We start from the raw sequence: 21,280 nt of genomic DNA, 5'->3' as shown, positions 1-21,280 counted from the left end.
AGGGTGTTGACGATTACTCTCCGAATCCAACCGATTCCAGGGCGAGTTGGACAACCGGCTGCGTAGTGGGCTGCGCTGACCCTCCGTGAGGCTCGACCGTCACAGCGAGTGACGTCGCGCGGGTACTGAGATCGTCGGCGACCAAGGGCGTGTCGCCGTCGAAGAGGCCGAGGGAAAGCGGATTCTCGCCCGGGCGCATGAGCCACAGCTGATGCACGCGCCCTCCCGAGGGAGTGCCCAGTCCGCTCACTGTCACGACGGCGCGCCGCTCGGACGCGGAGGCGACCACTCCGATTCCTCGCCCCCGCGCGTCGCGTTCACTGGTCGCACGCGCGTCGGGCGCCGCCAGAACGTGGGCGATCTCACGTGCCTGCGCACGTTCCCGGTCGAGTTCGTCCCGGGTCTGTGTGGCCTGCACGGCGAAGAGGGAGGCGACGACGAGTGCCGCCGCGGCCGTGGCGGTAGCCAGCGGCGCCATCAGGGGCCGCAGGCGCGGTGCACGCGCGCGCTCGGGCTGCCGATCGTCGCGGGCACGCGAGGGTGGCTGCGCCGGGCGGGCGCGGGACGGCTGCGAGGCGGGTTCCTGGGGTGTGGTGCGCACCGCGGCCAGCACCCGTTCGCGCAGCGCGGCCGGCGCCGGTGCCGCCGTCGACCACGCCAGCCGTACGGCGTCCTCGGTCAGCGCGCGCACCTCGGCGGAGCAGCGCACGCAGCCCCGCAGGTGGCGTTCGAAACGGCGCCGCTCCTCGGGTTCGAGGGCGTCGAGGGCGTACGGAGCTGCCAGCGAGTGCAGATCGCGGCGCATCAGCCGGTCGAGGAAGCTCATGCCGCACCTCCCAGGCACTCCCGCAGCCGCGCCAGACCGTCCCGCATGCGGGTCTTGACGGTGCCCAGCGGCAGCGAGAGCCGTTCGGCGACTTCACGGTACGTGTAGCCGTCGTAGTAGGCGAGGGTCACCGACTGGCGCTGCAGCGAGGTCAGACGGTCAAGACAGCGGCGCACCCACTCGCGCTCCAGTCCTGCCTCGACCTCCTCGGCGACCTGGTCGAAGGCCGGGTGGTGCGCGCGCCGCCCCTCCCGCTGCTCGCGCTCGGTGGCCGCGCGGGCGCTGCGCACCCGGTCGACGGCCCGGCGGTGCGCGAGGGTGAGGATCCAGGACAGCGCACTGCCACGCCCCGGATCGAACCGCGCCGCGGAACGCCAGAGTTCGAGCAGCACCTCCTGAGCCACCTCCTCCGTCTGCGCGGGGTCCCGGACCACGCGGCGCACGAGTCCGAACACCGGACCGGACACCAGTCCGTAGAGCTCCTCGAATGCCTTCTGGTCACCTCCGGCCACGAGCACCAGAAGTTCGTCCGCCTCCACCCGTCCCCCTCTCCGGCCGCACACGGCCCGTCCTTTCCCCTACGTGTTCGCAGCGAGCGCGTCTCTGGATGGGTTACGGATCAGCGGACCGAAAACGCGGGTCCGGCGCCGAAGAAACGCGCGCCGGGTGAAACGAGCCGCGCGAGCCGCCGTAAAGACGTTTGGGATTCGACCAATCCACCCCGGCGACCGCTCCGAATGGCGTGCGTCAGGCAATTGGGACGTGAGGACGGACGGCATGACACCTATCTCCAGGAGTGGCGCGGGACGCAGGAGTCTTGCGACCCTCATCTGTGGTGCGCTGGCCGCCGGGGGGCTCGCAGCCGCCGGCGTGACCGCGCTGGAACCGGGGGCGGCATCCGCCTCCAGTCACCGGGAGGCTCCGCTGATCTCGGGGCAGCCCCAGTACGACAACACGGACGTGTACGCGTTCGTGAGCCCGGACAAGCCCGACACGACCACCATCGTGGCGAACTGGATCCCCTTCGAGGAACCCGCCGGCGGACCGAACTTCTACACGTTCGCCGACGACGCCCAGTACGACCTCCACATCGACAACAACGGTGACGCGCAGGGTGAGTTGGTCTACCGCTACACCTTCAAGACGCATCGCAAGAACGGCAACACCTTCCTCTACAACACGGGTCCTGTCACCAGCCTCGACGACCCCGACCTGAACATCACGCAGACGTACGACATCGACCTGCTGCGGCTGCACAACCAGAAGCTGGTGTCGCGGACCAAGGTGGCCGACGACGTCCCGGTGGCGCCGTCGAACGTCGGCAAGGCCTCGATGCCGGACTACGGCAAGCTCCGCGGCCAGGCCGTGCACAAGCTCGCGGGCGGTTCGACGACCTTCGCGGGCCAGGCGGACGACCCCTTCTTCCTGGACCTGCGCGTCTTCGACCTGCTCTACGGCGGCAACCTGAGCGAGGTCGGCAGGGACACGCTGAAGGGCTACAACGTCAACTCCATAGCCCTCCAGGTGCCGAACGACATGATCCGCGAGTCGGCGGGCCAGCCGGTCGTCGGCATCTGGTCCACCACCCAGCGCAAGGACGCGCACGGCGACTGGACCCAGGTCTCCCGGCTCGGGATGCCTCTGGTCAACGAGGTCGTCAACCCGCAGAAGGACAAGGACAAGTTCAACGCGTCCGCGCCCTGGAACGACGGCCAGTTCCTGAAGAACGTGACCAACCCCGAGCTGCCGAAGCTCATCGAGGCGATCTACAAGATCAAGGCGCCCGCCGAGCCCCGCAACGACCTGGTCGACGTCTTCCTGAAGGGCGTGAAGGGCCTCAACCAGCCGCCGAACGTCCGCCCGGCCGAGGAGCTGCGGCTCAACACCTCGATCAAGCCGACCATGCACCCCAAGCGGCTCGGTGTGCTCGACGGCGACAACGCGGGCTTCCCGAACGGCCGCCGGCTCTCCGACGACGTGATCGACGCCTCGCTCCAGGTCGTCGAGGGTGAACTGGTGGGCTCCAAGAACGACTTGGGTGACGCGGTCGACAAGAACGACAAGAAGTTCGAGAAGTACTTCCCGTACGTGGCCGAGCCGACCTCGGGCTCGCGCGGCGCGCTCGCCAAGGGCACGACCAGCGGGACCGACGTGCGCAGCCAGCTGGGCGACGCGCTGAAGCCCGCGGGTGCGACCGGCGGCGGCACGGACACCACGCTGATCGCGGCCTCCGCCGCAGCCGGCGCCGCCGGGTTCCTGCTGATCACCACCGGATTCCTGTGGTGGCGCCGGCGGATGCACAACCGGGCCTACTGACCCGGTCCACCGACTGGCGCGGCCCGCACGCAACCGTCCCCCACGGCGCGGGCCGCGCCGTCATCAGCTCGTCAACGACCGTTCCCGCACAGGTGTTTCGCACCGGACCCAGAGGAGAGGGCATGTCCCCGCGTACGAACGAGAGCGCGCCGGAGAGCGAACGCGGCGAGCCGTCGGTCGCCGTGCCCGCGGCGGACGCCGTGCCCGCGGCGGACGCCGTGCCCGAGACGGACGCCGTGTCAGCACGGGCCGCCGCAGACAGGGAAGGCCTCGCGGGCGCCGGGCACGGCGGGAACCCCGCGGGCGGCGAGGACGACGGCGTCGCGGGAAGCGCGCCCGTCGCGGGCACCGCGAACGGCGCGCGCGGGCAGGGCTCCGCGCACGACGACGAGCGCGTCGCCGCCGTACGCCGGCTGTCCGCCTCCGGACGACGTCGACGCGCCGCCCAACTCGCCTTCTGTGCTGGTGCGTTGGCGGTCGCCATGACGGCGGGAGCGATCGTGCTGGGGGCAGCCCGGGACAGCGGCGCCCGCACCGTCGCCTCCGTGCCCGGCGCCGTCTCGCCGCAACTGCTCGCCGGCGGCGACCTCGACACGAGCATCAGCTCCCTCCAGACCCACCTCAAGGCTCAGCCGAAGGACCACGGCGGCTGGGCGACGCTCGGGCTCGCCTACGTGGAGCAGGCCCGCACCAAGGGCGACCCCTCCCGCTATCCACAGGCCCAGGAGGCGCTCGACCGTTCCCTGCGGCTGCGCCCCGACAACGACCCCGCGCTCGCCGGCCGCGCGGCCCTCGCCGCGGCACGGCACGACTTCACCGGCGCCCTGAAGTACGCGGACAAGGCCCTGAAGCAGAACCCCTACAGCGAGCGCGCCCTCTCCTCCCGTATCGATGCCCTCGTCGAGCTCGGGCGCTACGACGACGCGTCGCAGGCCGCCGACCTGGCCGACAAGCGGCGACCGGGCGTCCCCGTCTTCACCCGGTACGCCTACGTCCACGAGCTGCGCGGCGACATCAGGACGGCCCGCCGGGTCCTGCGCCAGGCGCTCGACTCGGCGACCACCCGCGGCGACGTCTCCTACGTCGCCACCGCGCTCGGCCAACTCGCATGGAGTCAGGGCGACTACGGCACCGCCCTCACCTACTACGCACGAGCACTGAGCGCCGACGACAGCTATCTCCCGGCTCTCGAAGGCCGCGCCCGCGCCCAGGCCGCCCAGGGCGACGAAGCGGCGGCGATCCGCGGCATGGAACAAGTCGTCGAGCGCTACCCTCTCCCCCAACCCCTTGTGGAACTGGGCGAGTTGTACGAGGCTCGGGGCGCTGCGGGGGACACCCGGAAGGCCCACGACCAGTACACCCTGGTGCAGGCCTGGGTCTCGCTGGCCCGTGCCAACGGCGTCAACGCCGACCTCGACACGGCCCTCGCCGCCGCCGACCACGGGGACCACGCCGCCGCGCTGAAGGCGGCGCGCGCCGAATGGGCCCGCCGTCACACCGTGCACACCGCGGACGCGATGGCCTGGGCGCTGCACGTCAACGGACGCGACGCACAGGCCCTGCCCTACGCCCGCAAGGCCACCGCCACCGGCTACCGCAACGCGTCCTTCCTCTACCACCGCGGCATGATCGAGCGCGCCACCGGCCACGAGAAGGAGGCGCGCGCGTCGCTGAAGGCCGCCCTCGACCTGAACCCGGGCTTCTCCCCGCTCGGCGCCCGCGCGGCCCGTACGGCACTGGAGGCCGCGAAGTGAGGACCCGCCGACTGCTCGCCTCCTGCGCCGCCGCCTTCACCGCGGCCTGCGCGCTCGCGGTCGTCCCGGCCGGCCGGGCGAGCGCCCACCCGCTCGGGAACTTCACCGTCAACCGGTACGACGGACTCGTGGCCGCCCAGGGGCAGTTGCGGATCGACCACGTCGAGGACCTGGCGGAGATCCCGGCCACGCAGGCCCGGCCGCGGATCGACGAGCTGGGGATGACCGGCTGGGCGCGCGAGCGGTGCGCGTCGGCCGCGCACCGCAGCGAACTCTCGGTCGGCGGACGCGACGTGCCCCTCGCGGTCGGCGAGAGCCACGCGCGGGTACGGCCCGGACAGGCCGGGCTCGACACCCTGCGCGTGCAGTGCCGGCTGACGGCGCCACTGCCCGAGGCGGACACCGTGTCCCTGCGCTTCCGCAGCGCGGGGAGCGACCGGGGGCCCGGCTGGCGCGAGATCACCGCGCGCGGCGACCGGATGACGCTCGCCGCGTCGGACGTGCCGAGCAAGTCGGTGTCCAAGGAGCTGACGGACTACCCGAAGGCGCTGCTCTCCTCGCCCGCGGACACCGCCACCGCCACCCTGCGGATCCGCCCCGGCGGGCCGGCGCTCACCGAGGAACGGCGGAACGCGCCGGCCGCGTCGGTCCTGCCGCGCGGCGCCGACCGGTGGACCGAGGCGCTGGACGGCCTGGTGGCCCGCCACGACCTCACCGTCGGTTTCGCCGCGCTGGCCCTCGTCATCTCCGTCGCGCTGGGCGCGATGCACGCCCTCGCGCCCGGTCATGGCAAGACGCTGATGGCCGCGACGGCGGCGGCCCGCGGGGGCCGGGCCCGGCTCAAGGACGTCCTGCCGCTCGCCGCCTCGGTGACGGTCACCCACACGATGGGCGTGGTCGCGCTCGGCCTGCTGGTCACGGCCGGTTCCGCCGCGGCGCCGACCGTGATCGCGTGGCTGGGCGTGGCGAGCGGGGTCCTGGTCACGGCGGCGGGCGCCACCCTCGTACGACGCGCCTGGCGGAACCGCTCGCACGGCCCCACCCACGACCACGGGCATGGTCACCCCCACGACCACGCCCACCGCGACGGGCACACGCACGACCACACGCACACGCACGCGGACGCGCACGGGCACCCCCATGAACACGGGCACGACCACGAGCTCTCCCCGGACCACGGACTGGACGGCGACCGACCGCACGGGCACGATCACGACCACCATCACGACCACGACCACAGCCACGCAGCCGGTGGGACCCGCGCCCCCGAGCGCACCCGGCACCGCCAACGGCCCCTGGTCCTCGCGCACTCCGCCGCGGTCACCGCAACCGCCACCGCGCCGAGCACGGCCGACACCTCGGACGCGTCCGACACACGCGAACACACCGTCGACGGCGCCCACAACCACCGGCACGGTCGCGACCACAAGCACGACCACGTGCACGGGCAACCCCACTCCCCCGGCACCTCCCGCTCCCGCGCCCTCGAACACACCCACGGCGGCTTCACCCACACGCACGAGATCGCGCCGACCCTGCGCGGCACGATCCTGCTCGGCTTCGCCGGCGGCCTCGTGCCCAGCCCGTCCGCGGTCGTGGTGCTGGTCGGTGCCGCCGCGCTGGGCAAGGCGTGGTTCGGGTTCCTCCTGGTCCTCGCCTACGGCGCCGGTCTCGCGCTGACGCTGACGGCGGCGGGGTTCGCCGTCGTCAGGCTCGGCGGCGGGATGAGCCGGGTCCTCGCCCGGCGTCCGCGCTGGGCCGCGGGCCGCACGGCGGCTCTGGTGCGCAGGGCCGCGCCCCTGGGATCGGCGGTCGTCGTCGTAGCGCTTGGGGCTGGATTGGTGTTCAGGGGGGCCGCATCCGTACTCGGCTGAGCTACTTTTGTGGAGAAATCGCGCGGATGCGAAGAGGGGGCGCACGTGTCCGAAGACCCGGGCAGTGAACGTGTGATCGCGGGCCGCTACCGTCTGCTGTCGCCCTTGGGCGAGGGCGGCATGGGCACGGTGTGGCGCGCCCGCGACGAGGTGCTGCAGCGCGAGGTGGCGGTGAAGGAGGTCCGCGCCCCGGCCGGGCTTCCGGACGCCGAGGTCGAGCGGATGTACGCCCGGCTGGAGCGGGAGGCCTGGGCCGCCGCACGCGTCTCGCACCGCAATGTGGTGACGGTGTACGACGTGGCCACCGAGGACGGCCGTCCGTGGATCGTCATGGAGCTGGTCCGCGGCCTCGCCCTCTCCGATCTGCTGGACGCGGAGGGCCCGTTGGCCCCGGCACGCGCCGCGCACATCGGCGCCGAGGTGCTCGCCGCACTGCGCGCCGCGCACGAGGCGGGGGTCCTGCACCGCGACGTCAAACCGGGCAACGTCCTGATGGCGAACGACGGGCGGATCGTCCTCACGGACTTCGGGATCGCGACGGTCGAGGGCAGTTCGGCGCTGACGATGACCGGTGAGGTCATCGGCTCCCCCGAATTCCTCGCTCCGGAGCGGGCACTGGGCCGCACGCCGGGCCCGGAGTCCGACCTGTGGTCGCTCGGCGTCCTGCTGTACGCGGCGGTCGAGGGCAATTCGCCGTTCCGGCAGAACACTCCGCTGAGCACACTGCGGGCGATCGTCGACGAGCCGTTGCCGGCGCCGCGGCGGGCGGGTTCCCTAGGTCCCGTCATCGAGGGCCTGCTGGCCAAGGACCCGGCCGAACGGATGAACGCGGACCAGGCCGAGCACGACCTGCGCGTCGTGGCGGCGGGCGGCGCGGCGCCGACCACCCGCCGGAACACCCTGCCCGTCACGCCTCCGGGGCCGACGGGCTCCGACGCGCCGACGCTCGGTACGTTCGGCCCCGCTCCCCAAGGTCCGCCGGGCCCCCGGGGCCCGGGCGGACCGCTGTCGGGCACCGCGCCCACGACCGCCGCGACGCGCGAACCGGACCGCAACCGCCGCGCGGCCGTGGTCCTGGTCGCGGGCCTGGTCGCGCTGGCGCTGGCCCTGGGCGGGCTGACGTACGCGCTGCTGAACCGGGGCGGCGGGGACGGCGACCAGGGAAGTGGCGGCAACAGCAGCGGTGCTCCGGGCAACGGCGGCGGGAACTCCGGCACGGGTGCGACGCACAGCGAGAGCAACAGCACCGCCTCGACCGGCCCGAGTCCCTCGACGAGCGCTCCCGGCGGCGGCCACGCGACGACCACTCCCCCCGCGCAGTCCGTGCAGGTGACGGTCACGGGTCGGCACACCGACTATGCGGGCTCCTGCCCGCCCCCCGGGGACGGGGCGCCCTCGTTCACGGCGACGTTCACGGTGGGACGTGTCCCGGTGGACGTCGAGTACCGCTGGGTGACGACGTCGGGCGAGGTGACGGACCCGGGCTGGAAGACGCTGTCGTTCCCCGCGGGAGGCGGCAGGACCCGGCAGAAGACGGTCGTCGCGACGACGTACGACACGAGCGGGACGATCCGGAACGAGATCGGGGTGGAGGTCCGGGCGCCGGTCCGGGCGACGTCGAACTCGGTCGCGTTCACCATCACCTGTGCGACGGAGACCCCGACGGACGGGGCCTCCGCCTCCGTGTCGCCCTGAGGGTCAGGCCGTCGAGGTGAGGACCGGCAGGTAGCCGCCGGAATGACCGGACGCGGTCGGGTGGTACGACTCGCCGATGTTCAGCCAGTTCAGGCTGTGCAGCCAGGCGGAGCCGGAGCAGATCTCGTGCCCGGTGAAGGTGCCCCTGACGTCGCCGAAGGTGAAGCCGTGGTCGGCGGCACGCTTGGCGATCGCGCTGTCCAGGTAGTCGGCCGCGCCGTTGATCGCGGCGCGTTCGGTCTCCGAAAGGCCCGTGATGCAGCTGCCGTTGAGCTTGTAGAAACGGGGATAGCCCAGGACGACCACGTGGGCGGCCGGGGCCTTCGCGCTGATCGCCGAGTAGACGGTGTCGAGATTGCCGGGGAGCGTCGAGTCGACGTACGCCTTGGCGGTGGCGATCCGCGAGAGGCAGGAGCTCTCCGACTGGAGCACACACGTCGTCATGACGTCGGAGAAGCCTGCGTCGTTGCCGCCGATGCTGATGGTGACCAGGCCCGTGGAGGAGCTGAGCGGGCCCAGCTGGTTCGCCGTGACATCACCCGTTCGGGCGCCGGAGCAAGCGGTGAAGTCGAACGACGAGGGTGAGTGGGCGGCTGCCCAGAGGTAGGGGTAGGCCTTCGTGCTGCGCTTGCAGTCGCCGCTGGAGCTGATGTAACTGCCCGCGCCGACACCGGAGGAGTAGCTGTCGCCGAGTGCCACGTATCCGGTGGCCGCTGCGGTCGAGGAGGCCTGCGCCGTCGCAGCCCCGGTGAGGGCGAAACCGGCGGCGAGGAGGAGCGAGGTCACGTATGCCGTAATTCGGGAACGTCTCATGGAACCTCCCTTTAGCAGGATCTCTGCCACAACTTTGGTAGCAGCTACGCGTGTTGACTGGAAGTGTCCATGCCAAGAATTTTCGGCTCTTACCGTTGTTGCCCGAACTTGTCCACCGGCCGGTTCGTCGCCCCGACGACGCGTTCATGACCCTGCGTCAGATGACATCGGCGCGTCCGGACGGGCAGGACCGTCACCGGCAGGAGAACGACCCGGACCCCCGGACCGGGCTTCCGGAGATCGTCCCGAACGAGAGGGAGCGGACCGATGCCGCTTGCCAACTCCGTTGATCAGCAAGGCCGTTGCCCACAGCAGGGCAGCGCCGCGGGCAACGCATGCGCAAAGGACCCCAAGAACCGCCATGGGCGCCTTCCGCATCTTGACGACCCCCCGCCCGCTGCGCGACATTGAAGCCCGGCATCCGGCGCTTCAGGGGGCAAAGTCGCCAATGCAGACCATACGCATCAAGTCACCTTCATCAGGTGAAACAGAGGGGCCACGGCAGCATCCGGGGAGGGACCTGCTGCCGTTGGTCGCGGGCGCGGCCACCGTGATCGGTGGCGTCGGCGCGGTCCTCGCACTCGCCGACGTGGACTCACCGCTGCGCGGCCCGTTCACGCTGTTCTTCCTGCTCGCGGCGCCGTCCGCGGCCATCGCGGCCGCGCTGCGCGGACTGGAACCGTTCGGGCGCGCGGTGGCCTCCCTGGCCGGCGCGGTTGCCCTCAACATGCTGGTGGCCCAGGGAATGCTGGCCGTGCACCGCTGGTCGGTCCGCGGCGGAATCGCGGTGGTGACCGCGCTCAGTTCCCTCATCCTGCTGCTGGTCCTCGCGCGCCGACTGCGCCGTCGGACGGCGAACGGAGGAGCCACCTGAATTGATCACGAAATACGCAAACGGATGAGGAAAATCCGTTCGAGTCGTTAGGTAACGGCCAAACCAACAAAAACGTGAGGCCTCGTTCCAGGTCTTGCCATACAGACTCAATCGTCAATACCGTCGTACATCTCACCCGCATCGGTCCATCATCAGCGGCTCTAGGGGAGGGCTCAAGGACCGCGATGGTTCCCGGCGCGGGGCGCGGTTGGGGGGTGCCGTACTCGGTGGCCAGACGTATGCCGAGTCGTGCCGCGCGACCGGTTCCCGATTCCGGGACCGGCCAGCTTTGCAAGCTCACGCGGCATGCACGGAGATCCATTTCGTCATGCTCAAGTGAGAACCCCCCTTTCGAACCGGACAAAGAGCCGGACCGCCCAGGGGCGGGCGGTCCACCGGACGAGAGGGACCAGACTCATGAGCTCAGTCCTGCGGCCCGCCTTTTCGGGCCAAGATCCGTCAATGGCACGCAAGTACCGGCCGATCTCTTCTCACCTGGCCATTGCGCCTCCGGTGAGTGTCGTCATTCCCGCCATGAATGAGGCCGAGAATCTCCCGTACGTCTTCAAGACGCTTCCCGACTGGATACACGAAGTCGTTCTTGTCGACGGCAATTCCACCGACAACACCGTCGAAGTGGCCCGTGACCTGTGGCCCGACGTCAAGGTCGTCGAGCAGCGCGGAAAGGGCAAGGGCGACGCCCTGATCACCGGATTCGAGGCGTGCACCGGCGACATCATCGTGATGGTCGACGCGGACGGCTCGGCGGACGGTCAGGAGATCGTGTCATACGTGTCCGCGCTGGTGTCCGGAGCCGACTTCGCCAAGGGCTCGCGCTTCGCCAACGGCGGCGGCACCTCCGACATGACACCGATCCGCAAGCTCGGCAACAGAGTCCTGTGCGCGACCGTCAACGCCAAGTTCGGCGCCCGTTACACCGACCTCTGCTACGGCTACAACGCGTTCTGGCGGCACTGCCTCGACAAGATCGAGCTGGACTGCACCGGCTTCGAGGTCGAGACCCTGATGAACATCCGGGTGGTCAAGGCCGGTCTCAAGGTGCAGGAGATCCCCAGCCACGAGTACCTCCGCATCCACGGCAAGAGCAATCTGCGCGCCGTGCGGGACGGGTTCCGGGTGCTCAAGGTGATCCTCAAGGAGCGTTCCAACCGGCGCGCGCTGCGCCGCAGGCCGCACGCCGCCCAGCTCGACTCGGGCCAGGGAGAGATGTCTTGAGCGTGCCGGACATCTCCGTGGTGATCTGCGTCTACACCGAGGACCGCTGGGAGGACATCCTCGCGGCGGTCTCCTCGGTGCGGGCGCAGTCGCTGCCCGCCCTGGAGACGCTCCTCGTCGTGGACCACAACGTCACGCTCCTGGGGCGGCTGACCAGGGAGTACAAGGAGACCGATGCGGTGCGGGTGCTCGCCAACGCGGGCCCCCGCGGCCTGTCCGCGGGCCGCAACACCGGGATCGCCGCCTCGCGCGGCGAGATCATCGCCTTCCTCGACGACGACGCGGTGGCCGAGCGGGACTGGCTGCGGCACTTCGCCGAGGGGTACGCGGACCCTCGAGTCATGGCCGTCGGCGGCCGGACGATGCCGATCTGGGCGTCGGGCCGCCGGCCGGCCTGGTTCCCCGAGGAGTTCGACTGGGTGGTCGGCTGCACGTACAAGGGGCTGCCGCCGGGCCGTGTGCGTGTGCGCAACGTCCTGGGCGGCAACGCCTCCTTCCGTCGAACGGCGTTCGACGCGGCGGGCGGTTTCGCCACCGGCATCGGCCGGGACGGCGACAAGCGTCCGCTGGGCTGCGAGGAGACCGAGCTGTGCATCCGGCTCACCCGCGCCCGGCCCGACGCGGTCCTGATGATCGACGACCGGGCGGTCATCCACCACCGGGTGCCCGAGGTGCGCGAGCACTTCCGGTACTTCCGCACGCGCGCGTACGCCGAGGGCCTGTCGAAGGCGCTCGTCGCGCGAAGTGTCGGTGCCGACAAGGGACTCGAGTCGGAGCGCCGCTACACGACCAGGGTGCTGCCGGCCGGCGTCCTGCGCGGACTGCGCGACGCGGCGCTGGCCCGCCCGGGCGGCGCGGGCCGCGCGGGCGCGATCGTCGCGGGGGTGCTCACCGCGGCCGGCGGTTACGTCCTCGGGAGCGTCCGGGCACGCAAGGGCGGCGCCGTGTTCTCGGTGGTCCCGGTGGGCAGGATCGAGGACGGCCGCGAGGGCGAGGGGGTGGCGGCGTGAACGAACCGGTCCCGATCCTGATGTACCACTCGATCGCCCACTCCCCGAACGACGCGACCCGAGGCCTGTCCGTCGCGCCCGAGGCGTTCACCGAGCAGATGGCGCTGCTCGGCGACCGGGGCTTCACCCCGGTCGACACGGCGCGGCTGGCCGCCGCCTGGCGGTCGGGGGCCACGCTGCCCGTCCGTCCCGTGCTGATCACCTTCGACGACGGCTACGAGGGCGTGCACCGGCACGCGCTGCCCGTGCTCGCCAAGCACGGCTTCGCCTCGACCCTGTTCGTCTCCACCGGCTGGCTCAGGGGCCCGTACGACACCGGGGGCGGCCTCGACGCCATGCTCGACTGGGACCAGGTGCGCGAACTCGCCGGGGAACAGGTGGAGATCGGCGGCCACAGCCACACCCACCCGGAGCTGGACCAGATCACCGACGAGGCGCTCTGGTCCGAGCTGCTGCGCTGCAAAGAGATCATCGCCGACGAACTGGGCGCGCGCCCGGTCTCGTTCGCCTACCCGTACGGATATTCCAGCCGCAGGGTGCGCCGTACGGTGCGGGAGGCCGGTTTCGCCCAGTCGCTCGCCGTCGGCAACGCCCTCGCGCGCCGCCGCCAGGGCCCGTACGCCCTGCAACGCGTCACCGTGCGCCGCACGACCGGCATCGAGGAGTTCGAGCAGCTCGTCGAAGGCCGTGCCATCACCCGCACCTTCGCCCGGGACCGCGCCCTCACCAAGGGGTACGCCATGGTCCGAAGAGCACGACAGGTCCGCCGGAAGGCCATCCGTTCCCGTGTCTGACACGACGACCACAGCCCAGGCCTCCACGCCCGCCGAGGCGCCCGAGCAGCCGCCGACGCGCCGCTTCCGCCTGCCCGGCCGGAAGGGCAAGGGCGCCGGCGGCGGCAACCAGCTGTTCCGCAACGCCTACGCACTGATGCTGAACACCGGCATCTCCGCCGTGCTCGGGCTCGGCTACTGGCTGATCGCGGCCCGCTACTACTCCGAGTCGGCGGTCGGCCAGGGCTCCGCCGCCATCGCCGCGATGAAGCTCCTCGCCGGCCTCACCGCGGTCACGCTGACGGGCGCGCTGGCCCGCTTCATCCCGATCGCCGGGCGCAGCACCGGGCGCATGATCCTGCGTACGTACGCGGGAAGTTCGGTGATCGTGGCGCTGGCCGCCGGGGTCTTCCTACTCACGCTCAACCTGTGGGGCCCGTCGTACCGCTTCCTGCACGGGCCGCTCAACGGCCTCGGGTTCGTCCTCGCGGTCGTCGCGTGGTCCTTGCTGACGCTCCAGGACGGCGTGCTGACCGGGCTGCGCAGCGCCCTGTGGGTGCCGGTGGGCAACACCGTGTTCTCCGCGGCCAAACTGCTGCTGCTCGTCTGTCTCGCCGCCGCGATCCCCACGACGGGCGTCTTCGTCTCCTGGGTCGCCGCGATCGCCCTGTCGGTGGTGCCGCTCGGCCTGCTGGTGTTCCGGCGACTGGTGCCCCGTCATGTGAAGGCCACCGAGGACCACGCGAAACCGCCCTCCCTCAAGGAGATCGGCCGCTTCCTCGCCGGGGACTACACGGGCTCCCTCTTCTCGCTCGCCGTGGTCTACCTCGTCCCGGTGATCATCGCGTCGCAGGTCAGCTCCACCGACAACGCCTACTTCTACATCACCACCACGATCGGCGGCACGGTCAACCTGCTGGCGATCAACATGGGAGCCTCGCTGACCGTCGAGGGCTCGCACGACCCGGCGCGGCTGGCCGCCAACACCCGGGCCGCCCTCAAGCGCATGGCCCGGATCATGCTGCCGGTGTGCGGACTGCTGTTCCTCGCCGCCCCGTTCATCCTGCACGTCTTCGGCGACGGGTACGCGCACGCGGCCACCCCGCTGCTGCGCTGGTTCGCCGTCGGCGCGGTGCTGCGGGTCGTGATGGAGACGTACTTCGCGGTCCTGCGCGCGCAGAGCCGGACCGCCGGACTGGCCTGGTTGCAGGGCCTGCTGTGCGTCCTGGTCCTCGGCCTGACCGTGCTCCTGCTGCCCCGGATGGGCCTGACCGGCGCCGGCGTCGCGGAGATCTCCAGCCTCGCGGTGATCGTCATGATCGCCGCCCCCAAGCTGTACCGGATCGTGCGCACCGCGCCGCCCGCAGAACTGCCCGCGGACGCCGCGCCGGACGGCGACCTCGCCGACCTGGGGGCCCGCGAGGCTCCCCCCGCCAAGCCCCGCGACGGGCGGCACGGGCCCGCGTGGGCGCTGGACGCGGACACCCTCGCCCTGGGGGTCCACGTCGACTTCGACCACCAGGAGCGCAGGCCGGACGTACGGCCGGGCCCGGGCACCCCGCCCACCGGGACACCCAGGGCACGGCCGGAGCACCGGCCGACCTGGGCGCTGCGGGCGCAGCCCGGCCCCTCGGTCGGGCTGCCCGTCGAGGCGCGCGAACCGGGTTCCGAGGCGTCGCTGGGTCCGGCGGAGGCACCCGAGGTCGACGCGCCGTTCGAGACGCACGGCACGGACGGTGTCGCCGCGATGGCACGCGAGCCGGTGCCGAACGTCTCCGCGGCCGCGCCGTGGCCGGACGCGGACCCGCCGCAGCCGCCGGACGACACCCTGCCGTCGCTGCGCGAACGGCTGCGGCACCCCACCAGACCCGGTGTGGTCCTCGGCTGCCTGCTGATCTCGGCGCTGCTGCTGTACTGGGTCCCGGCACTCGCCCTGGACGACCGATCGCTCGACGAGATGGGCGGCCTGGGCCTCATCTCCGTACTGCCGCTCCCGACCCTGGTCGGGGCCGCCCTGCTGATCGTCGTCTTCGCGTCGCTGCTGTGGACCGCCCGCGAGCACCGCGGGCTGCTGTGCCTCACGCTGCTCGCCACCGTGGTGTCGCTGCACGCGCTGCCCGCGGCGATCGAGACCGAGCCGCGGTTCGCGACGGCGTGGCAGCACCTCGGCTTCCTCGACTACATCGACCGGACCGGGTCCGCGGTGCCCGACCTGGACGCCCGCTGGAGCTGGCCGGGCTTCTTCGCGGTGGCCGCGTTCGTCGCGAAGGCGTGCGGGGTCGGCGACCTCACGGAGGTCATCCGCTGGTGGCCGCTGACCGTCCAACTGCTGTATCTGGCCCCGATGTTCCTGCTGGTGCGCTCCCTGCGGGCCGGCTGGCGCGCCAAGTGGACCGGCATCTGGATCTTCGCGCTGAGCGGCTGGGTCGGCCAGGACTACTTCTCACCGCAGGGCTTCACCTATCTGCTGTACCTCGTCTTCGTGGCCATCCTGCTCGTGTGGTTCCGGGCCCCGCGGGTGCTGTGGACGAAGGCGCGTCCCGGCGAGGCGGAGGTCGAGCCGACGAACCGCCGCCAGCAGGCCGTGCTCCTCATGGTCCTGACGGGGCTGTTCGCGGCGACCGTGCCCGCGCACCAGCTGACCCCGTTCGTGATGCTGGGCGTCCTCGCGGTCCTCGTGCTCATCGGCCGCTGCGAACTGCGCGGCCTGCCCATCCTGTTCGCCGTGCTGGTCGCGGTCTGGCTGAGCTTCATGGCCGAGCCCTACTGGTCGGGGCACTTCGACGATCTGTTCGGCGGCGTCGGCGGCGTGGGCAGCAATGTGTCGACATCGGTCTCCGGGCGCATCCAGGGCGGCAGTTCCTCGCACAAGCTCGTCCTGTACACCCGCGTCCTGCTCGCGGGCGGCGTGATGGCGTTCGCCTGCTGGGGCTGGTGGCGGCGGCGCGACCACAAGTACCGCGAGCGGTCCCTGCTCGTCCTCACCTTCGTACCGTTCCTCGGCTTCGGCATGCAGTCGTACGGCGGCGAGATGGCCCTGCGGGTCTTCATGTTCGCGCTGCCGGGCGCGGCCCTGCTGGCCGGACTCGCGTTCTTCCCGCGCACCGGCATCACCGCGAAGGAGCGCGAGCGGGACCGGGTGAGCCTCGCGCCGGTCGCCGCCCTGATGGCCGGACTGCTGCTCATGGGCGGCTTCCTGGTGGCCCGTTGGGGCAACGAGCCCTTCGAGCGGATCAGGTCGGGCGAGGTCGCGGCCATGAACTACGTGTACGAGCACGACGATCCGACGGTACGGCTGCTGTGGCTGAGCAACGACACGGTCGACAACGTGACGCCGGCGATGCCGTGGGGCGCGAAGGACATGGAGAAGGTTCAGTACGTGCCCACGCCGGCGCCCGCCGACCCGGTGCTGGTCTCCGGGCTCGTGAAGGCCCTCAAGGACGCGGGCCCGAACTCGTACCTGATGATCAACCGCAGTCAGGTGGTCTACCTCGAACTGGACGTGGGCTATTCGGCGACGTGGGAGTCGCGGCTGATCAGCAACCTCGACGACCGCCAGGAGCTGAAGAAGGTCCTGGCCAACGACGACGTCACCATGTACGAGCTGCGCAAGCGGCCCGCGGGCAAGGTCGAGAAGGCCGAGCCCGGACCGATCGGGCCCCAGGTCACCTGGACGCCGTGGTCGGTCGTGGGCGGCCTGGCGGCGATCGCGCTCATCGTGCTGCTGGCCGCCCGGGAGGTCGTCCGTGTCGCGGCCCGGCCGAGCGTGCGGCAACTGCGGTGGCTGCAGAGCAGCTTCTGGTTCTCGCTGCCGCTGCTCGCGGTGCTGCTGGCCTCGATGGTGCAACGGTTCCTGACCATGAAGTAGCGCCCGTGCCGAGGACGAGGGGGCTCGCGCGGTTCTCCGCGCGAGCCCCCTCGCTCGTGCGGCTCGGCACGGCGGCACCCGCACCACGCACCGGGGGGCTCAGCACGGCGGCGCCCGCACCACGCACCGGGGGCTCAGCGCGTCAGCCACTTCACCTCGTACGCGCCCATCTCGAACCGTCTGCCGTCGACCTTCGCGCTGATCGAGCGGTCGAGGGTGTTGACCACGAGTACGGTCCTGTCGGTGGCGAGGACGCGGACGTTGGGCACGTCGTCCGCGGCGACGGACACGGACCTGTACGTCGTGCCCGGTGCGAACTCCTTGCCGAAGCGGGTCACCAGGTCGTACATGGGGAGCTTCCCGCCCCCGCCGGCGGTGTCCGTCGGTGTCCACAGGCAGCCGGGGCAGTCGGTGCCCTTCTCGTCCTCCGGATTCCAGTAGAAGCCGGACGACGCGCCGCCCTTGACCATCGCGATCAGGCCGGCGGCCTGGACCGCCACCCGGTGGGTCTCGGACCAGCCGTTGCGCTCGTCCTTGCCGTCGGCGGGTTCGACGTAGTACTCGGCCCACCACAACGGCAGGTCGTGGGTGCGCGCCCGCACCCACTCCCCGACCGCGCTGAGTTTGTCGGTGGCCGCGAACTCGTCGGGCAGCATCTCGTCGTCATTGGTGTAGCTGGAACCGTCGACGACGACGAAATCCGCTCCGGCCTTGTTCTTGTTCCAGTAGTCGAAGGCGTCGAGGACCCGCTGGTCCATGGCTCCCCAGGTGCCCTTCACCGTCGTGGACGCGCCTTCCTTCTGCCGCGGATCGAGGCTGTCCATGACCAGGTAGGGCCCGCCGACCATGATGTCCTTGTCGACCTTCTTCAGCGCCTTGTAGACGAGGTTGTAGAGCTCGGTGTAGCCCTCGTAGTCCCAGCGGCCCTCGCTGTTGTTCCAGAAACCCTTGAACTCGTTCCAGACGATGAAGTGGCGTACGTCCGGATAGCGCTTGGCGACGGTCGCGGCGAGCGCGGCGAAGTCCTTGTAGTGGGACCGCTCCGGGGCCGTCTCCAGGGAGGACTGGCTCCAGTCGGTGTTGCCGGCGCCCGCCTTGCCGCCCTTCATCCAGTCCGGTGCGCAGCACAGGGTGACGACCGGGGTGCCACCGGTCTTGCGGACGAAGTCGATGCGCCGGTCCATCGCGGAGAAGTCGTAACGCCCCTCGGACGGCTCGGGATTGTCCGCGCCCCAGCCCATGATGTGCTGGTTCTGCGGCACCGACTGCTTCTCCAGCAGCCCCTCGGCCCGCTCGACGGCGGCGTCGCTGCCCTCGTCGGCACTGAACTGGGTGTGCGTGAAGCCCCAGCCCACGTCCGGCCGGGGCGACCCGGGCGGGGTGACGGGCGTGCCGTGCACCTTGTCCCCGTCACGGGTGGTGCCGGCCGTGCTCCCGCCGTCCCCCGGAAGCGTGTTGAGCAGGGTCACCACCAGGGCCAGAGCGGCCACACCGACGCCGAGCAGCGCGGTGAGCCGCCACCGCCGTGCCCCCGAATTCCACCCATGACGTCCCATCATGGGCAACAGTAACCGTGGGCCTTGGCCGTCGGACAGATCCCGTGAGTGCACAGCCCTGTAACAGGATGGAAGGGACACACCGGAAGCACCGGACCTCGGGTGACACTCGCGGCGCACTACGGAAACCGGGTGCATGCGAAGCCCGTGTGACGGATCATGGCGGCATGTCTGCCAACCCACACGACGCTCTGCCGATCCGGCTCAACGTCGACGACAGCGACTCGCCGTCGGACGTCGTCGACGCGCTGTTCCTCGGCCGCTTCGCGACGGGCGAGCAGCCGCACTCGCACGCGGCGAACATCGACCGCGTACGGTCCGGGGCGACCCTGCTCCCGCCGGGCGCCCGCGTGCTGCGCTCCGCGCGCGACGACGACCGCAGCGCGACCCTCGCCGAGGGCGACGGCTGGACCCTCCTGGTCTCCCGCTGGAACCGCGGCGCCGACGTGACCGTGACCGCCACCAGCGCGGAGCTGGCCGAGAAGGTGCTCGGCCAGGCGACGGACGGCGCCGCGGACGAACCCGAGCCGCAGCCGGAGAACGTGACGATGGGGTTCTGGTACGTGTCGCCGCGCCGCGGCCCGTACCGCACGACGCGCCAGATCTCGGCCGGTACGTGGGAGGAGGTCCGCGCCAACTACACCGAGCCGGTGGCCGACGCGATGGACCACCTGATGAAGACGACCCCCGAGGACATCGCAGGCCGGCTACTGCTCCTGCACGGCCCGCCCGGCACCGGCAAGACCTCGGCGCTGCGCACACTGGCCCGTTCGTGGCGCGACTGGTGCCAGGTCGACTGCGTCCTCGACCCCGAGCGGCTCTTCTCCGACGTCGGCTATCTGATGGACATCGCGATCGGCGAGGAGGACGCCACGGGCAAGGGCCGCTGGCGGCTGCTCCTGCTGGAGGACTGCGACGAACTGATCCGCGGCGAGGCGAAGCACACGGCGGGCCAGGCGCTGTCCCGTCTGCTGAACCTCACGGACGGGCTGCTCGGCCAGGGCCGCAACGTGCTCGTGGGCGTCACGACCAACGAGGACCTGGAGCGTCTGCACCCCGCCGTGGTCCGCCCGGGCCGCTGCCTCGCCCGTATCGAGGTCGGGCCGCTGACCCGCTCCGAGGCCGTCGGCTGGCTCGGCACGGAGGAGGGCGTCCCGCGCGACGGCGCGACCCTCGCGGAGCTGTACGCGCTGCGCCGGGGCACCAGCCCGACATCGGTGCCGGACCAGCGCGACGGCGCGGACGCGGGGCTGTACCTGTAGGCCGAGACCCGGGTGCGATGCACCCCTGCAGGCCGACCCCGGGTGCGGCGCGCACCGCGCCCGGGTGTGGCGGACGGTCCGGTGTTTTCATGGAGGCATGACCCTGTACGTCGGCACGTCGGGGTGGCAGTACAAGGACTGGCGCGGCGTCCTCTACCCGGACGGACTGCCCCTGCGGCTCTGGCTGGAGGAGTACGCGGCACACTTCGCGACGGTCGAGATCAACAACGCGTTCTACCGGCTGCCGTCGCGCGAGAACTTCGAGAACTGGCGGGAGCGCACCCCCGACGGCTTCGTCGTGGCCGTCAAGGCGAGCCGCTATCTGACGCACATCAAGCGGCTGCGCGACCCGGAGGAGCCGGTGCACCGGCTGATGGACCACGCCGCAGGACTCGGCGACCGTCTCGGACCGGTCCTGCTCCAGCTCCCGCCCACGCTGCACGCCGACCCCGGACTCCTCGACGACTGCCTCGCCCGCTTCCCGTCGGGCACCCGGGTCGCCGTGGAACCGCGTCACGACTCGTGGTGGACGCCCCGGGTACGCGAGGTGCTGGAGGCACGGGGCGCGGCGCTGTGCTGGGCCGACGTGCTGGCCCGGCCGGTGACCCCGCTGTGGCGGACCGCCGCATGGGGCTACGTCCGCTTCCACGAGGGACGCGCCCGGCAGTGGCCGCACTACGGCCGGCGGTCCCTGGTGTCGTGGGCGGGGCGCATCGCGGACGCCTGGCCCGAGGGCCATGAGGTGTACGCCTACTTCAACAACGATCCGAACGGGGCGGCGGTCCACGACGCGGTCGCCTTCGCCCGCGCCGCACGCGCGGCAGGACTGACCGTCACGCGCACCCCGTAGCGCTCCCCGTGCACGGCGCCGTCCACCCGCGCCCCGCAGCGGCGCGGGGAACTGCGCGACCAGCCACAAGGGAGCCGCACCCGACCGCGGACTCCGTGCCCCGCAGCGGCGCGGGGAACTGCGCGACCAGCCACGACGGCGCCGCACCCGGACGTCGGCCAAGCGCGCAGCGGAGCGCCTAGGCCCCGTACGCCGCCCGCAGGGCGTCCCGTGCGGTGTCGAGGGCCGCCTCCTCGCTGAGCCCGAGACGGCGTACGCGTTCGGCGTAGCCCTGGGCCGCGGTGGCGGCCTCGCGCGAGGCGGCGTCGCCCGCGGCGGCCACGAACGTGCCGTTGCGCCCCCGCGTCTCGATCACCCCGTCCGCCTCCAGGGCCCGGTACGCCTTGGCGACGGTGTTGGCGGCCAGGCCGAGCGACTCGGCGAGCCCCCGCACCGTGGGCAGCTTGTAGCCGACCGGCAGCGCACCGGAACGGGCCTGCTCGGAGATCTGGGCGCGCACCTGTTCGTAAGGAGCGGCCCCCTCATGAATGTGGATCTTCAAAGTCACGCAGCGATTGTCCCGTACGCGCCCGA

16 protein-coding genes are annotated in these 21,280 nt (G+C 71.6%); 11 read left to right on the top strand and 5 right to left on the bottom strand.

Annotation, left to right across the window (positions count from 1 at the left end):
• Window positions 1-13: 13 nt before the first annotated feature.
• A complete protein-coding gene (locus tag ACZ4IF_RS38455) occupies window positions 14-826 on the bottom strand; it encodes an anti-sigma factor (RefSeq protein ID WP_467571857.1) in 813 nt (270 codons plus the stop codon).
• On the bottom strand, window positions 823-1,365 hold the full coding sequence (locus ACZ4IF_RS38450) for a sigma-70 family RNA polymerase sigma factor (RefSeq protein WP_095933278.1): 543 nt from the start codon (window positions 1,363-1,365) through the stop codon (window positions 823-825). The genes ACZ4IF_RS38455 and ACZ4IF_RS38450 overlap by 4 nt, the downstream gene beginning before the upstream one ends.
• Window positions 1,366-1,603: 238 nt before the next feature.
• On the opposite strand from ACZ4IF_RS38450, the gene ACZ4IF_RS38445 reads away from it, so the two are divergent.
• The 4 genes from ACZ4IF_RS38445 to ACZ4IF_RS38430 all read left to right on the top strand — a co-directional run bounded on the left by ACZ4IF_RS38445 (window position 1,604) and on the right by ACZ4IF_RS38430 (window position 8,465).
• A complete protein-coding gene (locus ACZ4IF_RS38445) occupies window positions 1,604-3,142 on the top strand; it encodes a DUF4331 domain-containing protein (RefSeq protein WP_359492635.1) in 1,539 nt (512 codons plus the stop codon).
• A gap of 122 nt (window positions 3,143-3,264) precedes the next feature.
• Complete coding sequence (locus ACZ4IF_RS38440; protein WP_467571851.1) at window positions 3,265-4,896, top strand: tetratricopeptide repeat protein; 1,632 nt, start codon at window positions 3,265-3,267, stop codon at window positions 4,894-4,896.
• Window positions 4,893-6,770 carry a HoxN/HupN/NixA family nickel/cobalt transporter gene (locus ACZ4IF_RS38435; RefSeq protein WP_467571848.1) on the top strand — a complete coding sequence of 626 codons (1,878 nt, stop codon included), beginning with the start codon at window positions 4,893-4,895 and terminating at the stop codon, window positions 6,768-6,770. Before ACZ4IF_RS38440 ends, ACZ4IF_RS38435 begins: the two co-directional genes overlap by 4 nt.
• A gap of 45 nt (window positions 6,771-6,815) precedes the next feature.
• Window positions 6,816-8,465, top strand: a complete 1,650-nt coding sequence (locus ACZ4IF_RS38430; protein ID WP_467571846.1) for a serine/threonine-protein kinase — start codon at window positions 6,816-6,818, stop codon at window positions 8,463-8,465.
• Window positions 8,466-8,468: 3 nt separating this feature from the next.
• Here the strand turns inward: ACZ4IF_RS38430 and ACZ4IF_RS38425 are convergent, their stop codons facing one another.
• Window positions 8,469-9,278: an SGNH/GDSL hydrolase family protein gene (locus ACZ4IF_RS38425; protein WP_345648020.1), complete on the bottom strand. Its 810-nt coding sequence runs from the start codon at window positions 9,276-9,278 to the stop codon at window positions 8,469-8,471.
• A 529-nt stretch (window positions 9,279-9,807) separates the two neighbouring features.
• Here ACZ4IF_RS38425 and ACZ4IF_RS38420 point away from each other — a divergent pair.
• From ACZ4IF_RS38420 to ACZ4IF_RS38400, 5 genes are all read left to right on the top strand, one after another.
• A complete protein-coding gene (locus tag ACZ4IF_RS38420; RefSeq protein WP_467571842.1) occupies window positions 9,808-10,152 on the top strand; it encodes a hypothetical protein in 345 nt (114 codons plus the stop codon).
• A 417-nt stretch (window positions 10,153-10,569) separates the two neighbouring features.
• Window positions 10,570-11,388 (top strand): glycosyltransferase family 2 protein, encoded by an 819-nt coding sequence (locus ACZ4IF_RS38415; RefSeq protein ID WP_467571839.1) that lies wholly within the window; start codon window positions 10,570-10,572, stop codon window positions 11,386-11,388.
• Window positions 11,385-12,398, top strand: coding sequence for a glycosyltransferase family 2 protein (locus tag ACZ4IF_RS38410; RefSeq protein ID WP_467571836.1), 1,014 nt, complete (start codon window positions 11,385-11,387; stop codon window positions 12,396-12,398). Before ACZ4IF_RS38415 ends, ACZ4IF_RS38410 begins: the two co-directional genes overlap by 4 nt.
• 20 nt (window positions 12,399-12,418) lie before the next feature.
• Window positions 12,419-13,192 (top strand): polysaccharide deacetylase family protein, encoded by a 774-nt coding sequence (locus ACZ4IF_RS38405; protein ID WP_467572004.1) that lies wholly within the window; start codon window positions 12,419-12,421, stop codon window positions 13,190-13,192.
• A complete protein-coding gene (locus ACZ4IF_RS38400) occupies window positions 13,185-17,039 on the top strand; it encodes a lipopolysaccharide biosynthesis protein (protein ID WP_467571834.1) in 3,855 nt (1,284 codons plus the stop codon). The genes ACZ4IF_RS38405 and ACZ4IF_RS38400 overlap by 8 nt, the downstream gene beginning before the upstream one ends.
• 134 nt (window positions 17,040-17,173) lie before the next feature.
• Here ACZ4IF_RS38400 and ACZ4IF_RS38395 read toward each other — a convergent pair whose 3' ends face one another.
• Window positions 17,174-18,595, bottom strand: coding sequence for a GH39 family glycosyl hydrolase (locus tag ACZ4IF_RS38395; RefSeq protein ID WP_467571832.1), 1,422 nt, complete (start codon window positions 18,593-18,595; stop codon window positions 17,174-17,176).
• Window positions 18,596-18,762: 167 nt separating this feature from the next.
• Here ACZ4IF_RS38395 and ACZ4IF_RS38390 point away from each other — a divergent pair, with 167 nt between their 5' ends.
• Window positions 18,763-19,857, top strand: a complete 1,095-nt coding sequence (locus tag ACZ4IF_RS38390; protein WP_095933287.1) for a DUF5925 domain-containing protein — start codon at window positions 18,763-18,765, stop codon at window positions 19,855-19,857.
• A 97-nt stretch (window positions 19,858-19,954) separates the two neighbouring features.
• Complete coding sequence (locus ACZ4IF_RS38385) at window positions 19,955-20,707, top strand: DUF72 domain-containing protein (protein WP_467571829.1); 753 nt, start codon at window positions 19,955-19,957, stop codon at window positions 20,705-20,707.
• Between the two features lie 178 nt (window positions 20,708-20,885).
• On the opposite strand, the gene ACZ4IF_RS38380 is transcribed toward ACZ4IF_RS38385, so the two are convergent.
• Window positions 20,886-21,254: a GntR family transcriptional regulator gene (locus ACZ4IF_RS38380; RefSeq protein ID WP_467571827.1), complete on the bottom strand. Its 369-nt coding sequence runs from the start codon at window positions 21,252-21,254 to the stop codon at window positions 20,886-20,888.
• Between the last annotated feature and the right edge of the window lie 26 nt (window positions 21,255-21,280).

The sequence above is a fragment of the Streptomyces sp. NPDC025784 genome (genome assembly GCF_055558435.1).
Note: the sequence above shows the minus strand (reverse complement) of the source record. Positions and strands in the feature narration are given on the sequence as shown.

Coding starts and splice junctions, on each gene's coding strand:
- ACZ4IF_RS38445 (WP_359492635.1), top strand. CDS start 1,604: ATGACACCTATCTCCAGGAGTGGCGCGGGACGCAGGAGTCTTGCGACC.
- ACZ4IF_RS38455 (WP_467571857.1), bottom strand. CDS start 826: ATGAGCTTCCTCGACCGGCTGATGCGCCGCGATCTGCACTCGCTGGCA.
- ACZ4IF_RS38440 (WP_467571851.1), top strand. CDS start 3,265: ATGTCCCCGCGTACGAACGAGAGCGCGCCGGAGAGCGAACGCGGCGAG.
- ACZ4IF_RS38415 (WP_467571839.1), top strand. CDS start 10,570: ATGAGCTCAGTCCTGCGGCCCGCCTTTTCGGGCCAAGATCCGTCAATG.
- ACZ4IF_RS38395 (WP_467571832.1), bottom strand. CDS start 18,595: ATGGGACGTCATGGGTGGAATTCGGGGGCACGGCGGTGGCGGCTCACC.
- ACZ4IF_RS38385 (WP_467571829.1), top strand. CDS start 19,955: ATGACCCTGTACGTCGGCACGTCGGGGTGGCAGTACAAGGACTGGCGC.
- ACZ4IF_RS38405 (WP_467572004.1), top strand. CDS start 12,419: ATGTACCACTCGATCGCCCACTCCCCGAACGACGCGACCCGAGGCCTG.
- ACZ4IF_RS38390 (WP_095933287.1), top strand. CDS start 18,763: ATGTCTGCCAACCCACACGACGCTCTGCCGATCCGGCTCAACGTCGAC.
- ACZ4IF_RS38425 (WP_345648020.1), bottom strand. CDS start 9,278: ATGAGACGTTCCCGAATTACGGCATACGTGACCTCGCTCCTCCTCGCC.